The sequence below is a fragment of the Minwuia sp. genome (assembly GCF_048007105.1).
Taxonomy (GTDB): domain Bacteria; phylum Pseudomonadota; class Alphaproteobacteria; order Minwuiales; family Minwuiaceae; genus Minwuia.
The window spans coordinates 2963515-2981458 of the sequence record NZ_CP180352.1; the positions used below are offsets into that span (position 1 = coordinate 2963515).

Below are 17944 nucleotides of genomic sequence, written 5' to 3' on the forward strand. Positions count from 1 at the left end.
CGGGGGCGAGGGCCAGCACTGCCGCTGGCCGCCCGCTCACCAGTTCAGCGGCCGTTGAAGACGGGCTTTTCCTTTGCGACGAACGCTTTGGTCGCGTTCTTGTGGTCTTCCGTCTCACCGGCGAGGGTGTGGTGCATCGCCTCCATGTCAAGGCAGCGCGCCAGCGATTCGTTCTCGGCGGCGTTGAAGTTCCGCTTCATGTAGCCCAGCGCAACCGTCGGACCGCTCGCCAGCTGTTCGGCCAGCGCCATGGTTTCGCGCTCCAGGTCGGCGTCCGGGACAACGCGGTTGACGATGCCGAGCGCAAGCGCCTCTTCCGATTTCACCTTGGCGGCCGTGTAGTAGAGCTCGCGCGCCTTGGCAGTGCCGACCAGATGGGAGAGGAAGTAGCTGCCGCCAAAATCGCCGGCGTAGCCGACATTGGCGAAGGCGGTGGTGAAGGTCAGCGTGTCGGAGGCGACGCGGATATCGCAGCTGAGCCCGATCGACATGCCGGCGCCGGCGATGGGACCGCGGACCATGGCGATGGTCGGCTTCGGCATCTCGTGCAGCAGCCGCGAAATTTCCATCTTGCCGCGCAGGGCGGTTGATTTCGCCTGTACCGAGTTGTCGGCGAACTCGCGGCCCTCGGCCATCGACTTCACGTCGCCGCCGGCACAGAAGCCGCGGTCGGCACCGGTGATCACCACGCAACGGACGGAACTGTCGTGCCAGAAGGCCTGGGCGTTCTCGACCAGTGCGTCGAGCATCTCGCCCGACAGCGCGTTCAGCCGGTCGGGACGGTTCATGGTCATGATCGCGACGGCGCCGCGCTTCTCGACCAGCAGGTGATCGGTCATGTGTGTCTCCTCAGACGTCTTTCAGATTGAAGCGGACCTGCATCAGCGTGAAGCCGCCATCATCGCACTTCATCCCGCGGGCCTTCGCCCGGCGCAGGGCTTCGGCGCGGTCGGTCATCTCGAAATCCAGTTCCCGGATGCATGGCTGTTCCTGGCCCTCGGTCTTGCGGAAGCGGATCTCGCCGCCGTCGCTGGTGGCCATGTCGAAGCCGTCGAAATCTGTGGCTCTTACCGGCAGTCTGAGCAGCGACGACCATCCGGCGGCCTGTTTCGCCGGGTCCGGATGGCTCAGTTCAAGCCCTGTCATCCGGCGCGTGACGGACGTGTCCGAATGGCTCTCCCAGTCCGGGCCGGCCCACTTCCAGAAGGCGTATTCCGCATCCGGATCTGGCGCCGCGGGAAAGCTGTCGACCGAAGCGATGACGCCGCCCATGTCGACGGGATGGAAATGGGTGGCCGTGGCGTCGTCATGATCGTGATGCCACACGGCGCGGATGCCCAGCTTCTCGGCATTGGCGCGGGCCTCGCGTGCATCCGCAGTGTGGAAGATGGCCATGTAGCCGGTATCGCCGCCGCGGCGGTCGATGTAGCGGCCGGTGGCCGTATTCTCCGCACCCGGCTTCGGCGCAACGATTTCGAGGAAATTGCCGCCCACCGGAATGACGGCGTTGTGCAGGCCGAACTCGCCCACGCCAGGGTCGCGAAATCCGGTCTTCAGTCCCAGCACATCAAGTAGCGCATCTTCGGCCGGCGCGAGGTCGCGCGCGGCAAAGGCGATCTGTCTCAGTCTCATCGATTGTCCTCCCCGGCCGCATTCTGGCGAAAGTTTCCCGGGCCGGAAAGTGGCACGGCCGGAGATTGCTCTCCGGCCGCGCTCCTCCCCGAACAAGGCCTCCTCCCCAGTCGGCCCAGCGGAAACTTGAAATCAGGGATCAGATCAGGCGGCGTTCCTCAGCCTTTCGGCGGCCGGCCCCATTTTCTTGAGTTCGGGCATGACCTTGTTCGCGAACAGGGTCGCATTGCGCACCGATTCCTCATGGCTCATGCCGGCGTAGGAAAAGACGCCGTTGAAGCCGTCCGCGCCGATCGTGTCGACGATCTTCTGGATCTTCTCGAGGCACATGTCCGGCGTGCCCCAGACCTGCAGGTTCATGAAGAACTCGGTGGCGCCGTCCGGCCCCGCCTTCAGCAGGTTCTCGCGGAACTTGGCGTAATACTCGTAGCCCTTCATGTTCTGCATGTGGTCGCCGTCGAACTGGTAGTGGTCCATGACCGTCTTCCAGTAGCCGCCGATATACTGCAGCGCCATCTCGTAGGCGCGGTCCGGGTTCTCGTCGCAGAACACCCAGCCGCCCGCGATGGGGGCGGGGGCCTCGGCGTTGTTCACCTCGCGATAGATGGTGCGGTACTCGTCCAGTTCCTGCTTCACATGCGCCCAGGGCTTCTGGGGGATGATCAGGATGCCGACGCCGAGCCGCGCCATGATGCGCGCCGATTCCGGGCTGACGGCCGCGGCGTAGGTGCGGCCCTTGAAGCTCTTGAACGGGTTCGGCCGGAGCTCGACCTTCGGCTGCTTGTAGTGCTTGCCGTCATATTCCAATTGGCCGCTTTCAAGGCCCTCGAGAACCATCTCGGCAGCCTCGACGAAGCGCTCGCGGCTCTCGCCCATGTCGAGACGGAAGCCGTCGAACTCGACCTTGCCTGCGCCGCGGCCGATGCCGAGGATGAAGCGGCCGTCCGACATGTTGTCCAGCATGGAAATCTGTTCGGCAGCGCGGACCGGGTCATGCCAGGGCAGCACCACGACCATCGAGCCGATCTGGATGGTCTTCGAATGACCGGCCATGTAGCTCAGGAACATCGTCGGATCCGGGCACATGGTGTAGTCGGTGAAGTGGTGTTCGACGGACCAGACGGAATCGAAACCCATCGGCTCGGCCATCTTGGCCAGCGCCATGTCGGCTTCATAGACCTCGCGATCAGTCCGCTCTTTTCCAGGATTCTGGAAAATCACGCCCATGCCCACCTGCATGGCCAACTCCCTAGTCGTGTTTATTACTCTTGAGTAGAAGTGTGCACTCAGCCGTTATCTGCGTCAAGCCGCCACATCCGGCCGACAACGCCGACGCCGCTGGGGATTTCGGGATTTCCCCCGGAACCTGTTCATTTTCAATGGTTTGAAAGATACGCGCGAGGCGCGTAGCCGTCTGCGTCAGGCGCGCATCGATGCGAGAGCGTGCGATGAGCGCCCGTTCTGGTAGCGGGCGATGGAGTCGCGGTAGGCGACCACCGCATCCGTCGAACGGGCGGCCAGGCTGGCCGAACCGGCAGCAGACTGCGCCAGGCGCTGCACTTCGTAGAGCATGGCGATCTGGCTGATCGGCTGGCTCTGCACGCTGACATTCATCAGGGCATCTGCGAACCCGTCGGCAATGGCGCCGTGACGCCGTGTGGCGGCGACCTGCCGCTCCCGGTGGTCCCGCTGGGGCGTGCTCTCGTGTACGGGCGCCAGATCGATGACCGGGCCGGCGCTGCGTACGGGCAGATATGACGGGCCTTCTATTCGCATTGCCCATAACTATAGGCGGGCGATCAAGGTAAATAAAGAATTAATATAAAAAAGTTGTTAACGCGACGCGCCGTCGTTAACCAATTGCGTTAACCATTACTGTTAACTGTTCAGGCTGTCCCGGACCAGATGGGCGCCGCGGACCATCGCCTGCAGTTTCTGGAAAGCGATGTAGCGGGGCAGGGCAGAAAAGCCGCAATCGGCGGTCACGGTCAGCCGGGCCGGTGCGACATGCGCCATGACCTGCTCGATCCGGCGGGCGACGTCATAGGGTTCCTCGACCTGATAGTTCTTGACGTCGACCACACCGGCCGCGATCTCGAACGACCGCTGCAGCTCCGCCAGAAGTTCGATTTCCGCCATCTCGCGGTTGGCGAATTCGAGCACAAGCTGATCGGCGCGCAGGTTCTGCATGGCGTCCATCAGCCGGCCGAAGCGCCGGTCGGCGAAGGGACGCCCCGCATTGTTGCCGAAGCAGACATGCACCGCCTTGTAGCCGTCGAAAGCGTCCAGGACGCGGTTGGACAGCTCGGCGGCTTCGGTCAGCGACAGGCCGTGGACGGGGCGTGGCAGGGAGGGTTCGTCCAGCTGGAAGATGTCGACGCCAGCGCCGTTCAGCGCCGTGACCTCGTCGCGGAGGATGGCGACGATCTCGTCGAGCACCGAATCCGCGGACCGGCCTTCCGGCTCGACGCGCATGGCAAAGGTGAGCGGTCCGGGCAGCGCCATCTTGACCGGGCGGCCGCCAGCGACCGATTTGAGGAACTCGAGTTCCTCCCGGAGCCGGAGGCCGTGGGGCGCGGCGATCGGTTCGCCGGAGATGAAGCCCGGCGCCTGATCGTAACCCGCGATGCCGAGCCGACGCTTCGGCGGCACGCGGGTCAGGCCGGTCATGTGCTGGAACATCTCGTAGACGAAGCGCTGGCGGCGGACTTCACCGTCGGAGAGCACATCGACCCCGGCCTCGACCTGATCCTGGACGATGACCCGGACGGCGTCATTGGTCGCTTCCTCGATGTCGTGCGGCCCGAAGGCGCCCTCGCGGGTCTGCTTCTGCGCCGAGATGAACCAGCCCGGCACCGCGTAGGAACCCACGCCCATCACCGGCAGCAGCGGCAATCCCTCGATCATGCGAGCAACCCTCCCGTGGCAAGCGCCGTCAGCATGACAGCGCCGAGCCAGATGTTGGACTTGAACTTCTGCAGGCAGTCCTCGCGGTCGTCGAACAGGACCCGCCATGTCTGCCAGGTGAAGTGCAGCAGCACGCCGGCGAAGGGGAGGAGGAACCAGTGGCTGAAACCGGCCTGCCGCGCCGCGAGGCCCCAGAGGATGGCTGTCAGGGTGTAGAAGATGGCGATACCGGTCCGGGAGTGCTTGCCCATCCGCCGCGCGGCCGATTTCACGCCGATCAGGGCGTCGTCTTCCTTGTCCTGGTGGGCGTAGATCGTGTCGTAGCCCAGCGTCCAGAAGAAGCCGCCGGCGTAGAGCAGGAAGGCTGGCCATCCGAGTTCGCCGCTCGCCGCCGCATAGCCGACAAGCGCGCCCCAGTTGAAGGTCAGGCCCAGCCACGCCTGCGGCCACCAGGTGATGCGCTTCATGAAGGGATAGATGCCGACCAGCGCCAGCGAGCCGATGCCCAGCCAGATGGCGAGCGGCGAGAGCTGCAGCAGGATCACCAGACCGATCAGCGAGAGCGCACACATCCAGATCACGGCCTGGAGCACGCTGACCTGTCCTGACGGGAGCGGGCGAAGCCGTGTCCGCTCCACCGCCCCGTCGAAGTTGCGGTCGGCGATGTCGTTCATGGTGCAGCCGGCGCCTCGCATGACCAGCGCGCCGATGCCGAACAGCACGAAGAGCCGGAGCGTTTCCAGATCCAGCACAGGGCGGGCGAGAACGATCGACCACCAGCAGGGCCAGAGCAGCAGCCAGGTGCCGACGGGCCGGTCGAAGCGGGCCAGCTTCAGATAGGGCTTGGCGAAATCGGGCGCGTGGCGGTCGACCCAGTTGTCGGCGCGCGCGTCGGCGATGACGCTCATGTCTCTGACCTCATGGCAATATCCGCCAGACGTCGGTGGAACGGACGTCATTGTCTTCCAGTTCCCGCGTCGTTGGAACCGCGTAGTGGGCCAGCTTCTCCATGCGTTCGCTGGGCCGGAAATTGCGCCCCGGATCGCCCATCAGCACCGGGCGCCCGCTGGCGGCCAGTGTCCGGAACCAGGCCTCGACCTGACCGGATAGCGGCTGCTCGTAGCAGATGTCCGCCGCCAGAATGACGTCGTAGGCTGTCAGCGGATCACCCACGATATCGTCCTCGACGATGTCCATGGCGATACTGTTGGCTTCGGCATTCATCCGCATGGCGTGATGGCTGAACGGATCGATATCGTTGGCGGTCACGGACGATGCGCCGGCCCGGGCCGCGGCGATGGCGACCAGTCCCGAACCGGCCGCGAAGTCGATCACGCGTTTGCCGGCGACAGTCTCGGGGTTGTCGAGTACATAGCGGGCAAGGGCCTGGCCGCCCGCCCAGGCGAAGGCCCAGTAGGGCGGCGGCAGGCCGGCCTCCGCCAGTGCCTCCTCGGTCATCTGCCAGAGCGCCACGGCCTCGGTGGCAAGGTGCAGGCCGATCTCCGGTACCAGCGGCGAGGGCAGCAGCTGTGTGTTCTCGCGGATGAAGGCGGCGCGGTCCAGGATGGGGGCGTTCATTCTTGCAGGCGTCTCAGGGCTTCCTCGGCATCGGCCCGCAACCAATCCGGATCGGTCGTCCGGGTCAACCGCTCCCGCAAGGCTGCGGCGGTTTCGCCGTCGTCCTGCCCGTTGGCGCCGGCCGTCAGGATCGCCGCCAGAGGCTCGGAGAAGTACTTCTCGCTGGCGTTCTGCTCCTCGTCGAAAGCCTGCCCGATCCACGATGCGGGTACCCGTCCGGTTCCGCTCCGCCGCATGGCCCAGGTCAGGACCCACCGGCCGAAGCGCGGATAGCCCGCATTGTTGCGGCCGCCGATCAGCCGCACCTCGCCTGCCGGAAACGGGCCGTCCAGAAGCGGCTCCAGCTCGGTTCCCGGCAGGCCGCGCACGATCCACCGGTCCAGCAGGTTGCGCAGAATGAGCCCGTGGCCGCGATAGGAATCCGGGTCGTCCAGCGCGCGGCGGATTTCCTCCAGCGCGGCATCCCGGTCCGGTCGTTGTTCACGGATCTGGCGGGGCAGGGTGCCCGTCCGGGCGGTCGGGATGACGCCGGGCCGGCCCCAGACCGCACCTACTCCTTCCAGCGTGCCGGCGACGACAGGGGCGCCGCCGATCAGGCGCAGTTCGACGGCCTCGTCGGCAACGAACTCGAACGCCAGTTCCCAGGTGTCGCCGGACAATCGCCAGATCTCGTGCAGCCGCGGTTGCCGCTTGCCCAGCAGACAGACCGTGCCGTCGCCATCGGCATCAATGTCGATGCCGATCACCCTGTCCGGCAGATCCGAGACAGCCGCGTCAGCGCCGAAGACCCGGAGATGCTGGCCGGGCCCGGATCCCGTCAGCGCCAGACCGCCACCCCGCCAGGGGACGGCGCGCCGGACCCATCCGTCGTCGGGCCAGTCCGGCAAGGGCGTCGCGCCCCAGTTTTCGTGACGAAGCATGGTGAAACGGCGTTCGCCATCGCTGAAACTCATCCGGTCGCCGAACAGGCCCGACGGCAAGGGCACAAGCTGATGGGTCCGGCTGAGGCGGCTCTCGCGCCGCTCGTCCTCGTAGAAGGTGGACCATGTGACCCCGCCGTCCGGAGAACGCAGAACTTGCGCCACCCAGGACGAGCCTGCCGCGAGCAGTTCATCGCCGTCCGCGAAGAGACCATGGAGGTGGAACTGCCGACCGGTGCGGGTCTCCAGCATCGACCAGCGCTTTCCGTCGGTGACCGCGATCTGGCCCCAGCCGAGGCTGACCCGCGGATCTTCCAGCGGCCAGTAGAGGAGGCCGCCGTGCACGACGGGCTCACCGGCATCCTGGCTGAACAGCCGGCGCTCGCGCCGCAGATCGCCGCCGTCCGGCCGAACCGACCAGATATCGGCGGAGTTGTGGTCGGGCCAGCGGTTGGCATTGGCGAACCAGAGACGGCCGTCATAGCCGATGGGCCGCGCGGCATAGGTCCACGGACCGGCCTGGGTCAGCAATGGCAGCGGCTCGGCGGCATGCGCCAGAGGCCATGCAGCCAGACATGCCAACACAAGGAGAAGCGACCGGACTGTCATCCGGCCAGCATATCCCGATTCACGCTGCGGCGGCGGGCTCGGGGAAGGACCTGGCGAAGGTGAAGGCGTCCGGGCCGGCGCCAAGCGCGGCCGGCGTCTGCAGGCGATCCCGGGCCTCCATGACGTCGGGCCGGTGTCCGGCCGGCACCCACCAGAGGACCATGTGCGGTGCGCCGGCATTGGCGAACCATTCCCGGCGCCGGGCCATGACATCGCGATGACCCGAGGCATAGACGAAGGCGCGGAGCGCCTTGATGGATGTCCAGACGGAAAGGTTGACGATGTGGCCCTCGCCGAAGGGCTGCTCGACGCTCATGGCGTTGCCGGTGTCGTCGTCCTTCAGGCGCCAGACGAACCCCGGGCTGGCTTCGGCCAGCGCGTTGATCCGGTCGAGACTGTTGACGAAATCGGCGGCAGCGGCGCCATCGGGGTCCACCTTCCAGCGGGCGATGTTCAACTGCGCAAGATGGTGGCCGTTCATACGCCGCTCCCCTTTTCGCCGTCTCCGGTTTCGATATGGTATCGCCGGGGTCCGAGGGGAAGTGCCGATGCCGGTCAGCCGAAACTTTGTCGAACACCTGCTGGAACTGCTCGAATCGATCGGAGCGGTCGAGGACCGCCGGATGTTCGGCGGCGTCGGCCTTTTCCATACGAACCTGATGTTCGCCATCGTCGTGAACGATGTTGTCTACATGAAGGTTGACGATCACAACCGCGGCGAATTCGAGGCGCTGGGGCAGGGGCCGTTCAGCTACGGCACCCGGGACGGCGAGCGGACGATCCCCGGTCTCTACGAACTGCCGTCGGATGCGCTGGACGACGGAGAGGCCTTCTGCGGCTGGGCGCGGCCATCCATCGAGGCGGCCTGGCGGGCGGACGCGAAAAAGCCGCCGTCCAAACGGAAGCGGGCCTGAGACACAAGCCCCGGCGGTCGGCGGAGCCCCCTGTGGGTGGTTGAAGCGGGCCTGCCGGTTCCCGAGCGCCGGCGGAAGGCGCAACTTTCGGCGTTTGGGCCGCCGGCCCGCCCCTACCGCTACTTGTTCTCGTCGCGGTAGGCCTTGTGACAGCCGCCGCAGGCGCCGCCGACCGCCTTCAGGCCCTCGCCCAGCGCGGCCTGACCGTTCCCGGCCACCTTGATCAGTTCGGCCACCGCCGTCTCCAGATCCTTCTGCTTCTCGCCGATCGCCGGCCAGGTGGTCCAGGCTTCGGCCTTGGCGCGGGTCATGTCCGGCATCGCGGTGCTGTCGCTGCCCTGCGGCCACATGGTCATCGTCTTGAGATTGGCCAGCGCGTTCATGTTGGCGGCCAGCGCCGAGGCAGCCTCGGCCTCGTAGGGCGCGTCGCCCTTGGCCATGGCGCCGAGACTGCCCAGGTTGAAGGCGTAGAGCTGCATCTGCGCCTTGCGCGCCTTGATGGCATTCTCTGCGGCCTTGTCGGCGAGGGCGGTCGAGGCCGTGGCTGCCAGCAGCGCGAGCGGCAAGGCCAGTTTCAGAAGGCGGTTCATGTCGGTACTCCCATGATCTTGACTCCGATGGCCATCAGCATGCCTTGTGTGTTTTCGCGGAAGAATTCCCCATTTACGCAAGGGAAGTTGTGCGTCCATGCACAGGATGAGCTGGAGCGACCTGCAATACATCCACGCGGTGGTCGCGCATGGATCCCTGTCGGCGGCTGCCCGGTCTCTCGGCGTCAATCACGCGACCGTTCAACGAAGGATCGGCGCGGTGGAGACGCGTTTCGGCATCAGCCTGTTCGAGCGGTTGCCAGGCGGCTACCGCCTGCGCCCCGAGGGCCGCGACGTGCTGGCGGCGCTGGAATCCATCGGTCGGGCAGCCGACCGGATCGAGCGTTCCTTTGCCGGCGTCCGCCGGACCGTCGAAGGCAGTTTCCGGCTGACCACGACCGACACCATCGCCGCCCTGCTGCTGCCGCCGCATCTGGCTGCGCTGCGCCGAACCTATCCCGACGTGCGTCTGGAACTCGCGATCACCAACATGCGGATCGACATGACGCGGCCGCTCGCGGAGATCGCGGTGCTGCCGGTGCCTCAGTTGCCCGACGGCATGGAGGGCGAAAGCGCCGGTCTGCTGCGTTTCCGCGTGTATGGCTCGCCCGACTATCTCTCCGCGAACACCTCTGCCGACATGGCGGCCCACCGCTGGCTGGGTCTCGGTCCATCGCTGTCACACACAGCCCCTGCGGCCTGGTTGAAGGCGCATCTGCCGGGTGAAGCCGATATCACGGCGGACAGTTTCATGGCGCTTGCGGCGGCAGCGGGGGCCGGTCTCGGCCTGGCGATGATGCCGACCTTTGTCGGACGCAATTTCGGTGGGTTGGTGCGCGCGGCGCAGTTCGATGTCGAACTGACCAATCCGCTCTGGGTGGCCGCCCACAGCGACCTGCGGCGCATGGAGCCGATCGCGGCGCTCATCGATTTCTTCACACAGGCGCTGAGGGCCGACCCGGAACTGACCGACTGATGCGTCAGGCGGCGTCCGGCTGCTGCGACGGATGCGCTGCGGCGAAGGCCGGCAACTCATTGCACGCGGCCTCAATGCGCAGAAGCGTCGGGTAGTCCGACAGATCGAGATCGAAGCGGCGCGCAAAGAACATCTGCGGTATCAGGCAGATGTCGGCGAGGGTAGGGCTGTCGCCATGCATGAAGACACCGGTTTCGCTCTCGCGGACAAGGCGCGTCTCCAGACCGGCGAAACACTTGCGGCACCAGTGTTCGATCCACTGCGCGCGGCCATCCTTGCCGGCGCCCATCTCCTTCTCGACGAAGTTGAGCACCCGGACATTTGTCAGCGGATGCGTGTCGGCGGCGACAGCCAGTGCGAGGCCGAGCACCCGTGCGCGGGCAGCCGGATCGGCCGGCAGGGTCGACGGTTCGGGATACTTCGCATCGAGATAGTCGATGATCGCCAGCGACTGATAGACCCGCACATCGCCGTCCTGGAGCACGGGCATCAGCCCGGAGGGACTGAGTTCCTGGAAGCCTTCGGCGTGCTGTTCGCCGGCTGTCAGGTTGACGTAGGTCCGTTCGGCTTCGAGACCCTTCAGGTTCAGCGCGATCCGGACCCGGTAGGCGGCCGAGGACCGGTAGAAATCATGCAGGTGCAGGCTCATCGGATCATGCTCCGCTCGGGCGGCCAGACGACCGGAAATATCGGACTGTCCATGATGTCGCCGGGCTTGTGCGGCACATCGGGAAACGGCGGCGACATCTGGCCCTTGCGCCGCGCGAAACGCGCATCGTCGCCGGTCCAGCGATAGGCGACCGCACGGCGGCGATGCTTGCCGCGATTACCCGGCGCCGCATGCAGCGTGCGCGCATGAAAGACGACGCAGTCGCCCGGCTCCAGCGCCCAGTTCAGGATGCGGTAACTGCCGCGGTCGGCATCGACATCCGGCACCGAGGGACCGTCATGATCCTCGTAGTCCCGGTGATCGATGAAGTATCGCGGCCGGTAATGGGTGCCCGGCTTGTGCGAGCCGGCGACGAATTCCATCGCGACATCGGCCGGCACGGGGTCGAGCGCCACCCAGGTCGAGCATACCTGGTCGCCGTCCACCACCCAGTAGGGCTGATCGTGATGCCAGGGCGTCGGGTTCTCGGTCCCGGGGTCCTTCACCAGTACATGCTCGTGGAACAGGTTCACCTTCTCCGAACCCAGCAGGGCGGCGACCTTGCCGGCGATGCCGCTGTCGCGGACGAAGTCGCGATAGCCGTCGAACCGGTCCCAGTTGCAGTAGTCGCCGAAGTAGAACCCGCTCTCGCCTTCCTTGGTGTAGACCTTTCCGGTGGGGCCGGGACTGGCGATGTTCTGCTCCAGCGCCTCGCGCAGGCGGGCCAGCCATCCCTCGTCGGCCACGCCCTTCAGAAGAATCGCGCCGTCCCGTCGGAATTCCTCGATCAGCCGTTGTTCAACCATCTCCGCCTCGCGTCGTTCGGGATGACCGAGACTACCCGCGTCGCCGGATCACCGCAAAAGGGAAGCGTGCGCACCAGCGCGCGCGCCGCACGCGTGAACCGCGTTCAATTCGCCGCGAATACTCGCTTGTTAACGCGTCATTAGCCCCGGTAGGCTGATCATGGTACAACTAAAACCGCGAATGCTCGGCGTAAGGCCATGAATCTCTTCGACACCAGCGCTGTATGGAGTCTTTCGGAGGCGTTTCTCCAGAACCTCGCCCTGCTGGTCGTACTCACCTACGTATTCGGGCTGATCTCTTCACATCTGCGGCCGGCTTCGGACGTCGTGCGTCAGCTTGTGATGGGCGCGCTTTTCGCCGCCGCCGCAATCGCCTGCATGAACATGCCGCTGGAGCCGCAGCCGGGACTGCTGCTGGACCAGCGCGGGCTGATGCTTCTGTTCGCCTGGCCGTTCGGCGGACCGGTCGCCGCGCTTTTCGCCGGGGCTGCGACGGGCGCCTACCGCATCTATCTCGGCGGCATCGGCATGTGGCCGGGACTGGGCGCCATCGTGGCCACTGTGGCGCTGGGCTGGATGATGACCCGCTGGGGCGGCGGCCTGCGGACGACGCGGAGCGCGGTCATCGGCGGCTTGCTTCTCTGCCCGGCCATCCTGCCCTGGTTCCTGGGCGTCGGCGAGCTGTCGCACGGCTTCAGCCTGATGGTGAAATATGCGCCGGCCTATCTGGTTTCCTATGTTGCCGGATCGGTCCTGTTGTCGGGACTGCTGATGATCGACCAGCGGCGGCGGGAAGCGGTGCAGCGACAGGGCGAGACCGAAGCCAAGCTGCGCGATGTGCTGGATGTCTCCACCGACTGGTTCTGGGAGACCGATGCCGATCTCCGCTTCACCTATATCAGTCAGAGCTTCCGGAACGTCTTCAGCCGGCCGGTCGAATACTACTACGGCAAGCGGCGCTCCGACCTCGCCACCGACGACAACCGGCAGGAAGTGCTGATCTACGAGGACATGCTGCGGAAGTACGAGCCCTTCGTCGATTTCCGTTACTCGCTGCCGCATGCGGACGGCTCGCGCCGGTATGTCAGCATTTCCGGCAAGCCCGTGTTCGACGAGGACGGCAACTTCCAGGGCTATCGCGGCAGCGGCCGGGAGGTCTCCGATGAGGTGAAGGCGCAGATTCGTCTGGAGGATGCGCTGCTGGAAGCCGAGCAGGCCAACCGGGCCAAGACCACCTTCCTTTCCCAGATGAGCCACGAACTCCGCACGCCCTTGAACGCGGTCATCGGGTTTGCCGACCTCATGCGGCGCGAGATGCGCGGCCCTCTCGGATCACCCGAGTACAAACGCGACGCCGAGGGGATTTTCGACAGCGGCAGCCATCTGCTCGGCCTGATCAACGACCTTCTCGACCTGTCGAAGATCGAGGCGGGCATGCTGGCGCTCCGTCGCGAGGAATGCGACATGGCGCAGATCGTGCGCTCGTCGGTCCGGATGCTGACACCCAGAGCGACCGCGGCAGAGATCACCCTGGATACCCGGGACGTTGGCGAACACGTGACGGCCAGGGTGGACGAGCGCGCCATCAAGCAGGTCACGCTCAACCTGCTGACCAATGCGGTCAAGTTCACGCCGCAGGGCGGACGGATCGCGGTGCGGCTGCAGCAGACCCCGGACGGGCGGATCGAACTCAGCATCTCCGATACCGGCTGCGGTATCGCGCCGGAGGAGCAGGAACGGATATTCCGGCCCTTCGAGCAGGCCAGCAATGCCCGGCGCATGGCGGCGGAAGGCACCGGCCTCGGCCTGGCAATCTGCCGGGCGCTCGTCGAGGCCCATGACGGCGAACTGGTTTTGACCAGTCAGGTGGGCGAGGGCACCACGGTTCAGGTCCGCCTGCCGGTTTCGGCCAATGGCGGTCAGCCGGAGAAGACGGTGCACGCCAACGCGGCCTGACCTCAGCTCAGCGCGCGCGGGCCTCGCGGCGAGTGGTGTAGACGGCGGCGGCGAAGATTACCGCTGCGCCCGCCCAGGTCCACGGATCCGGCACTTCGGAGAAGACGAGCCAGGCCGCCAGCGCGGCCAGCGGCAGCCGGACGAAATCGAAGACCTGGCTCAGGCTGGCGTCACCGGCGGAGATCGCCCGCTGGATACCGTACATGTTCATCGTCGCTGCGATGCCGAGCGCCAGCAGCCAGACCCAGTCGCTGCCTTCCGGAAACTGCCAGACAGCCAGCGCCGGGACGAAGGAGATCGGCAGGTTGATCAGCGACAGCATCAGGATGACGAGACCCGGACTCTCGGTTTCCGAAAGCCGCTTGCCGATGATCACCACGAAGGCGAACAGGATCGATGAGCCGATGGCCAGCAAGGCGCCCGGCGTGATTGCTTCCATGCCCGGACGGAGAATGATCAGGACGCCGGCGAACCCGGCGCCGAGGGCGAGGCTGCGCCGCCAGCCGACATGTTCCTTCAGAAGCAGTGCGGCCAGCAGCGTGGTGAACAGCGGCGAGGTGAAGGTGATCGCCGTCGCCTCGCCGATGGGGATCAGCACCGCCGAGTAGAACAGCATGATCGACGACGTCACCATGACCACCGACCGCAGAAACAGCAGCGGCAGGCGGCGGGTCCGCATGGCGCCGAAGCCGTTCCGGGCCAGCCAGGGCAGGAACAACATCACCGCGAAGATGTTGCGCCAGAAGTTCAGGACGAAAACCGGCAGGTCCTGAGACAGTTCCCGCACGATCACCAGGATGGCAGCGAAGCCGGCAGCGGAGAAGACCATCCAGAGGGCGACGACCAGCGCTGTCGGCATGATGGTTCCGGTCAGCCCCACAGATCGCCGGCCGGGGCCACGATGGAGCCGTCGAAGCGGAGACCCGGCTCGCGGTCCTGCTTCAGCATCAGAGGCCCGTCGACGTCGACGAAGTCCGCGCCCTGCGCCACCAGAAGCGCCGGCGCCATGGCCAGACTGGTGGCGACCATGCAGCCGACCATGACCTGGAAGCCCGCGGCGCGCGCCGCCTCGCGAAGACGCAGCGCCTCGGTCAGGCCGCCAGTCTTGTCCAGCTTGATGTTGACGATGTCGTAGCGGCCCTTCAGCGCCGGCAGGCTGCTGCTGTCGTGACAGCTCTCGTCGGCGCAGACCGGCACCTTGCGCGCGATACCGGCGAGGGCCTCGTCTCCGCCGGCGGGCAGGGGCTGCTCGACCATCTTCACGTCCAGCTCCGCGAAGGCAGCGAACAGCTCGTCGAGCTGTTCCGGTTTCCAGCCTTCATTGGCGTCGACAACCAGCGTGGAGTCTGGCGCGGCGTCCCGGACGGCGCGTGCGCGGGCAATGTCCGCATCGCCTTCGCCGAGTTTCAGCTTCAGCAGCGGGCGGTGTGCGTTCCGGGCGGCTTCCTCGGCCATCTTCTCGGGCGTCTCGAGCGTGACCGTGAAGGCTGTCGTGACCGGTCCGGGCGCGGGCAGGCCTGCCAGTTCGTGGACGGTCGCGCCGGAGAGCTTGGCTTCCAGATCCCAGAGCGCGCAGTCGACGGCATTCCGCGCCGCGCCGGCGGCCATCAGGTCGAGCAGGTCCTCGCGGGATGCGCCGGATTCGATGGCCTTGCGGGCATCCTCGATCTGCTTCCTGACCTTCTCGAACGTCTCGCCATAGCGGCGGTAGGGCACGCATTCGCCACGACCCGTCGCGCCGTTGGCGGTAACGTTCGCCACCAACACCTCGGCCCGGGTCTTCGAGCCGCGGGAAATCCGGAACGCGCCTCGGATCGGCCATTCCTGCCGTTCGACGCCGAGTGTCCTCAAGGCAGCGCGTCCACCAGCCGCGCAACGCCGGTGCGGACGGGATCGACGGTCGGCAGACCGGTCTCCTGCTCGATGGACTTGAGACAGTCGGTCGCGCCGACATCGTCGAGTGCGCTGGTGTTAACGGCGACGCCGATGCAGCGGACGTCCGGATTGGTCAGCCGCGCCGCCTCGACATGGGCTTCGATGCACTTGCGGATGTCCGGGATCGGGTGTTCGACATTGCGCATCTTCTTGCGCGTCGGCTCGTGGCACATGACCAGCGCGTCGGGCTGGCTGCCGTGGATCAGACCGATGGTGACCCCGGCGAAGGAAGGATGAAAAAGCGAGCCCTGACCCTCGACAATGTCCCAGTGATCGGGATCGTTGTCAGGGCTGAGGCCCTCGGTCGCGCCGGAGATGAAATCCGAGACCACGGCGTCTACCGACACGCCGGTACCCTCGATCAGGATCCCGGTCTGGCCGGTGGCGCGGAAGTCGGCGGCGACGCCGCGGGCGCGCAGTTCGGCCGCGATTGCCAGGGAGGTGTACATCTTGCCGACGGAACAGTCGGTGCCGACGGTGAGCAGCCGCTTCCCGGTGCGCTTCGTGCCCTTGCCGGTCGGGAACGTGCCGTCCGCGTGGCGTACGTCGAACAGCCTGCGGCCGAGACGCTTCGCTGTCGCCGCAACGGTTTCGTTGGAAGTCAGCCGGGTGTGGAGGCCGGAAGCGACATCCATGCCCGCTTCCAGAGCCTCGACGATGGCGGCGACCCAGTGGTCGGGCAGGACGCCGCCCGGGTTGACCGCGCCGATCACGAGGGTGCGTGCGCCCGCGGCCTTGCCGGCGGCGATGTCCATGTCCTCGAGTCCCAGGTCTGCGCCGCAGTTCTCGAAGCGGACCTGTCCGATGCAGTCGCCGCGGCGCCAGTGCACCACGCCCGTCGCGGTCTTGGCCGCCAGCTGATCGTGCACGTCGCCCAGAAACATCAGATAGGGGCTCTGGATATCGATGGCGGCCATCATGCGTTCTCCGTTCTTCCGGCGATCATCGCCTTCAGCCGGTCCATCTCGTCGGCGGCCAGCTTCATGAAGCCTTCCTCGCTCCAGCGGCGATAGTTTCCAGCGGCATAGGCCAGGGCGTTCTCGTAATACATGAACGCGTTCATGCGGTTCGGCAGTTCGTTGTCGCGGGTGGCCTTGATGGCCGCCGGGACGCCGACGACGATCGAGTTCGCGGGAATCTTCTGGTTCTCGCGGACGAATGCGTTCTGTCCGACAATGCAGTTGTCGCCGATCACGGCGCCGTCCGCGACCACCGCATTGATGCCGATCAGGCAGGCGTCGCCGATGGTGCAGCCATGGATGGTGCAATGATGGGTGACGGAACAGTCCTCGCCGATGATCGAATCCGAGCCGGCGCCGACATGGATCATCGTGAAGTCCTGGATGTTGCTGCGCTTGCCGATGACGATCTGCTGGCTCTCGGCGCGCATGACGACGTTCGGCCAGACGGACACGCCGTCCTCGATGGTGACCTTGCCGTAGACCTGGACGGTGTCGTGAATGAAGGCCGGGTTCTTGATGACAATGTCGGGACCGTGAAACGGCATCGATGCTCCTGCGGGACTGGGGTCGCTGATGGGCGCACAGGTTGGCACGGCACTGGCGGCTTGGAAAGCGCGGCAGGTGCAGAGCGAGGTCAATCCACCGGGCCGGTGACCACCTCGGGTTCGAAGGCGTTGGCCTTGCTGAAGGCCTCGTCCAGCAGGTCGATCGAGAGCGGCGCCTTCAGCGAATCCGCCAGTTCCCGTGCATCCGGATAACCCTTGCGGGCCGCCAGGATGGCGAAGGCCATCGCCTGGACGTCGTCCTGTTCCACCCCGTCGCCTTCATGAAGCCGGCGGGCGAGATGATCCATGCCGCCCGGATGCCCCTGCATGGCGGCGCGCCGGAACCATTCGGTCGAGATCTTCGAATCCTGCTCGACGCCGTCGCCGTCGCGATAGCGTTTGCCCATATTGTACTGGGCGCGTGCGAAGCCGCCCTCCGCCGCCGTCAGGATATGCCGGACGGAGTTCTCCATGTCCTTCTCGACGCCCAGCCCGACCTCGTAGAGTTTTCCGAGCGTGTAGTGGGATTGCAGATGTCCGGTCTCGGCCGCCGATTCGAGATGGCCGACGGCGGCCGCGATATCGCCGCCCAGATCCCGGCTGGCCAGTTCGATCTCCAGCAGCGCGAGGTTGTGGTGCGCCTCGGCAAGACCCTGCTCCGCGGCCCGGGTCCACCAGATCCGCGCCAGTTCCTGGTCGGGCGCGGTACCGAGACCCTCGTCATGCATCAGACCGATGTTGAACTGGGCGTGGGCGTCGCCAGCCTCCGCTAGAGGCAGCCAGACGTCCATGGCTTCCGCATAGGCGCCGCGGATGAAGGCGTCACGTCCGGGATCGTCTGCCGCGGCGGGGCGGGGGTTCAGGAATCCGAGCGCGACCGCGGCGATCGCGATCGCGAGAAGTACGCCCAGCCGTGAGCCGGCCGGGGCGGGCCGGTTCGTCGTTCCCTCCGCCATGCGGGGGAC

20 protein-coding genes are annotated in these 17944 nt (G+C 66.2%); 3 read left to right on the forward strand and 17 right to left on the reverse strand.

All coding sequences use genetic code 11. The features are described 5' to 3' along the window. Positions 1 to 44: 44 nt before the first annotated feature. The 9 genes from ACMVY4_RS14360 to ACMVY4_RS14400 form a co-directional block, all read right to left on the reverse strand. Positions 45 to 839 (reverse strand): enoyl-CoA hydratase, encoded by a 795-nt coding sequence (locus ACMVY4_RS14360; RefSeq protein WP_416896704.1) that lies wholly within the window; start codon positions 837 to 839, stop codon positions 45 to 47. A gap of 10 nt (positions 840 to 849) precedes the next feature. After that, positions 850 to 1632: a VOC family protein gene (locus ACMVY4_RS14365; protein WP_416896705.1), complete on the reverse strand. Its 783-nt coding sequence runs from the start codon at positions 1630 to 1632 to the stop codon at positions 850 to 852. 144 nt (positions 1633 to 1776) lie between these two features. Continuing rightward, a complete protein-coding gene (locus ACMVY4_RS14370; protein WP_416896706.1) occupies positions 1777 to 2871 on the reverse strand; it encodes an LLM class flavin-dependent oxidoreductase in 1095 nt (364 codons plus the stop codon). A 180-nt stretch (positions 2872 to 3051) separates the two neighbouring features. Continuing rightward, the gene (locus ACMVY4_RS14375) at positions 3052 to 3408 is read right to left on the reverse strand and encodes a hypothetical protein (RefSeq protein WP_416896707.1); all 357 of its coding nucleotides are present in this window, start codon (positions 3406 to 3408) and stop codon (positions 3052 to 3054) included. Positions 3409 to 3510: 102 nt separating this feature from the next. Further along, a complete protein-coding gene (locus tag ACMVY4_RS14380; protein ID WP_416896708.1) occupies positions 3511 to 4539 on the reverse strand; it encodes a cobalamin-independent methionine synthase II family protein in 1029 nt (342 codons plus the stop codon). Then, entirely contained in the window at positions 4536 to 5447 is a 912-nt protein-coding gene (gene ubiA, locus ACMVY4_RS14385; protein WP_416896709.1) for a 4-hydroxybenzoate octaprenyltransferase, read from the reverse strand. Before ubiA ends, ACMVY4_RS14380 begins: the two co-directional genes overlap by 4 nt. A 10-nt stretch (positions 5448 to 5457) precedes the next feature. Next, entirely contained in the window at positions 5458 to 6117 is a 660-nt protein-coding gene (locus tag ACMVY4_RS14390) for a class I SAM-dependent methyltransferase (protein WP_416896710.1), read from the reverse strand. Then, on the reverse strand, positions 6114 to 7646 hold the full coding sequence (locus tag ACMVY4_RS14395; protein ID WP_416896711.1) for a hypothetical protein: 1533 nt from the start codon (positions 7644 to 7646) through the stop codon (positions 6114 to 6116). The genes ACMVY4_RS14390 and ACMVY4_RS14395 overlap by 4 nt, the downstream gene beginning before the upstream one ends. A gap of 19 nt (positions 7647 to 7665) precedes the next feature. Then, the gene (locus tag ACMVY4_RS14400) at positions 7666 to 8127 is read right to left on the reverse strand and encodes a DUF3291 domain-containing protein (RefSeq protein WP_416896712.1); all 462 of its coding nucleotides are present in this window, start codon (positions 8125 to 8127) and stop codon (positions 7666 to 7668) included. Positions 8128 to 8194: 67 nt separating this feature from the next. On the opposite strand from ACMVY4_RS14400, the gene ACMVY4_RS14405 reads away from it, so the two are divergent. Further along, entirely contained in the window at positions 8195 to 8560 is a 366-nt protein-coding gene (locus ACMVY4_RS14405; protein WP_416896713.1) for a TfoX/Sxy family protein, read from the forward strand. A gap of 119 nt (positions 8561 to 8679) precedes the next feature. On the opposite strand, the gene ACMVY4_RS14410 is transcribed toward ACMVY4_RS14405, so the two are convergent. Continuing rightward, a complete protein-coding gene (locus ACMVY4_RS14410) occupies positions 8680 to 9150 on the reverse strand; it encodes a c-type cytochrome (protein WP_416896714.1) in 471 nt (156 codons plus the stop codon). A 97-nt stretch (positions 9151 to 9247) separates the two neighbouring features. Between ACMVY4_RS14410 and ACMVY4_RS14415 the strand changes: the two genes are divergently transcribed. Next, the gene (locus ACMVY4_RS14415) at positions 9248 to 10126 is read left to right on the forward strand and encodes a LysR family transcriptional regulator (RefSeq protein WP_416896715.1); all 879 of its coding nucleotides are present in this window, start codon (positions 9248 to 9250) and stop codon (positions 10124 to 10126) included. A gap of 4 nt (positions 10127 to 10130) precedes the next feature. Here the strand turns inward: ACMVY4_RS14415 and maiA are convergent, their stop codons facing one another. Together maiA and ACMVY4_RS14425 are read right to left on the reverse strand one after the other, a co-directional pair. Then, a complete protein-coding gene (gene maiA, locus ACMVY4_RS14420) occupies positions 10131 to 10775 on the reverse strand; it encodes a maleylacetoacetate isomerase (RefSeq protein WP_416896716.1) in 645 nt (214 codons plus the stop codon). Beyond that, a complete protein-coding gene (locus ACMVY4_RS14425; protein ID WP_416896717.1) occupies positions 10772 to 11581 on the reverse strand; it encodes a phytanoyl-CoA dioxygenase family protein in 810 nt (269 codons plus the stop codon). Before ACMVY4_RS14425 ends, maiA begins: the two co-directional genes overlap by 4 nt. Before the next feature lie 198 nt (positions 11582 to 11779). Here ACMVY4_RS14425 and ACMVY4_RS14430 point away from each other — a divergent pair, with 198 nt between their 5' ends. Continuing rightward, positions 11780 to 13537, forward strand: a complete 1758-nt coding sequence (locus ACMVY4_RS14430) for an ATP-binding protein (protein WP_416896718.1) — start codon at positions 11780 to 11782, stop codon at positions 13535 to 13537. A gap of 7 nt (positions 13538 to 13544) precedes the next feature. Here the strand turns inward: ACMVY4_RS14430 and ACMVY4_RS14435 are convergent, their stop codons facing one another. The 5 genes from ACMVY4_RS14435 to ACMVY4_RS14455 all read right to left on the reverse strand — a co-directional run bounded on the left by ACMVY4_RS14435 (position 13545) and on the right by ACMVY4_RS14455 (position 17935). Then, positions 13545 to 14396, reverse strand: a complete 852-nt coding sequence (locus ACMVY4_RS14435; protein WP_416896719.1) for a DMT family transporter — start codon at positions 14394 to 14396, stop codon at positions 13545 to 13547. 11 nt (positions 14397 to 14407) lie between these two features. After that, a complete protein-coding gene (dgcA, locus tag ACMVY4_RS14440; RefSeq protein ID WP_416896720.1) occupies positions 14408 to 15388 on the reverse strand; it encodes an N-acetyl-D-Glu racemase DgcA in 981 nt (326 codons plus the stop codon). After that, positions 15385 to 16380: an N-acetyltransferase DgcN gene (gene dgcN, locus ACMVY4_RS14445; RefSeq protein ID WP_416900318.1), complete on the reverse strand. Its 996-nt coding sequence runs from the start codon at positions 16378 to 16380 to the stop codon at positions 15385 to 15387. Before dgcN ends, dgcA begins: the two co-directional genes overlap by 4 nt. A gap of 8 nt (positions 16381 to 16388) precedes the next feature. Then, positions 16389 to 16979: a gamma carbonic anhydrase family protein gene (locus ACMVY4_RS14450; protein WP_416896721.1), complete on the reverse strand. Its 591-nt coding sequence runs from the start codon at positions 16977 to 16979 to the stop codon at positions 16389 to 16391. An 89-nt stretch (positions 16980 to 17068) separates the two neighbouring features. Next, positions 17069 to 17935, reverse strand: a complete 867-nt coding sequence (locus ACMVY4_RS14455; RefSeq protein WP_416896722.1) for a tetratricopeptide repeat protein — start codon at positions 17933 to 17935, stop codon at positions 17069 to 17071. Positions 17936 to 17944 lie beyond the last annotated feature (9 nt).

Bases quoted from the DNA above. Each gene is read 5' to 3' on its own strand.
- ACMVY4_RS14450 (WP_416896721.1), bottom strand. From the start codon at position 16,979: ATGCCGTTTCACGGTCCCGACATTGTCATCAAGAACCCGGCCTTCATT.
- ACMVY4_RS14370 (WP_416896706.1), bottom strand. From the start codon at position 2,871: ATGCAGGTGGGCATGGGCGTGATTTTCCAGAATCCTGGAAAAGAGCGG.
- ACMVY4_RS14360 (WP_416896704.1), bottom strand. From the start codon at position 839: ATGACCGATCACCTGCTGGTCGAGAAGCGCGGCGCCGTCGCGATCATG.
- ubiA (WP_416896709.1), bottom strand. From the start codon at position 5,447: ATGAGCGTCATCGCCGACGCGCGCGCCGACAACTGGGTCGACCGCCAC.
- maiA (WP_416896716.1), bottom strand. From the start codon at position 10,775: ATGAGCCTGCACCTGCATGATTTCTACCGGTCCTCGGCCGCCTACCGG.
- ACMVY4_RS14430 (WP_416896718.1), top strand. From the start codon at position 11,780: ATGAATCTCTTCGACACCAGCGCTGTATGGAGTCTTTCGGAGGCGTTT.
- ACMVY4_RS14435 (WP_416896719.1), bottom strand. From the start codon at position 14,396: ATGCCGACAGCGCTGGTCGTCGCCCTCTGGATGGTCTTCTCCGCTGCC.
- ACMVY4_RS14425 (WP_416896717.1), bottom strand. From the start codon at position 11,581: ATGGTTGAACAACGGCTGATCGAGGAATTCCGACGGGACGGCGCGATT.
- ACMVY4_RS14405 (WP_416896713.1), top strand. From the start codon at position 8,195: ATGCCGGTCAGCCGAAACTTTGTCGAACACCTGCTGGAACTGCTCGAA.
- ACMVY4_RS14390 (WP_416896710.1), bottom strand. From the start codon at position 6,117: ATGAACGCCCCCATCCTGGACCGCGCCGCCTTCATCCGCGAGAACACA.
- ACMVY4_RS14365 (WP_416896705.1), bottom strand. From the start codon at position 1,632: ATGAGACTGAGACAGATCGCCTTTGCCGCGCGCGACCTCGCGCCGGCC.
- ACMVY4_RS14395 (WP_416896711.1), bottom strand. From the start codon at position 7,646: ATGACAGTCCGGTCGCTTCTCCTTGTGTTGGCATGTCTGGCTGCATGG.
- ACMVY4_RS14410 (WP_416896714.1), bottom strand. From the start codon at position 9,150: ATGAACCGCCTTCTGAAACTGGCCTTGCCGCTCGCGCTGCTGGCAGCC.
- ACMVY4_RS14380 (WP_416896708.1), bottom strand. From the start codon at position 4,539: ATGATCGAGGGATTGCCGCTGCTGCCGGTGATGGGCGTGGGTTCCTAC.
- ACMVY4_RS14415 (WP_416896715.1), top strand. From the start codon at position 9,248: ATGCACAGGATGAGCTGGAGCGACCTGCAATACATCCACGCGGTGGTC.
- ACMVY4_RS14375 (WP_416896707.1), bottom strand. From the start codon at position 3,408: ATGCGAATAGAAGGCCCGTCATATCTGCCCGTACGCAGCGCCGGCCCG.
- ACMVY4_RS14400 (WP_416896712.1), bottom strand. From the start codon at position 8,127: ATGAACGGCCACCATCTTGCGCAGTTGAACATCGCCCGCTGGAAGGTG.
- ACMVY4_RS14455 (WP_416896722.1), bottom strand. From the start codon at position 17,935: ATGGCGGAGGGAACGACGAACCGGCCCGCCCCGGCCGGCTCACGGCTG.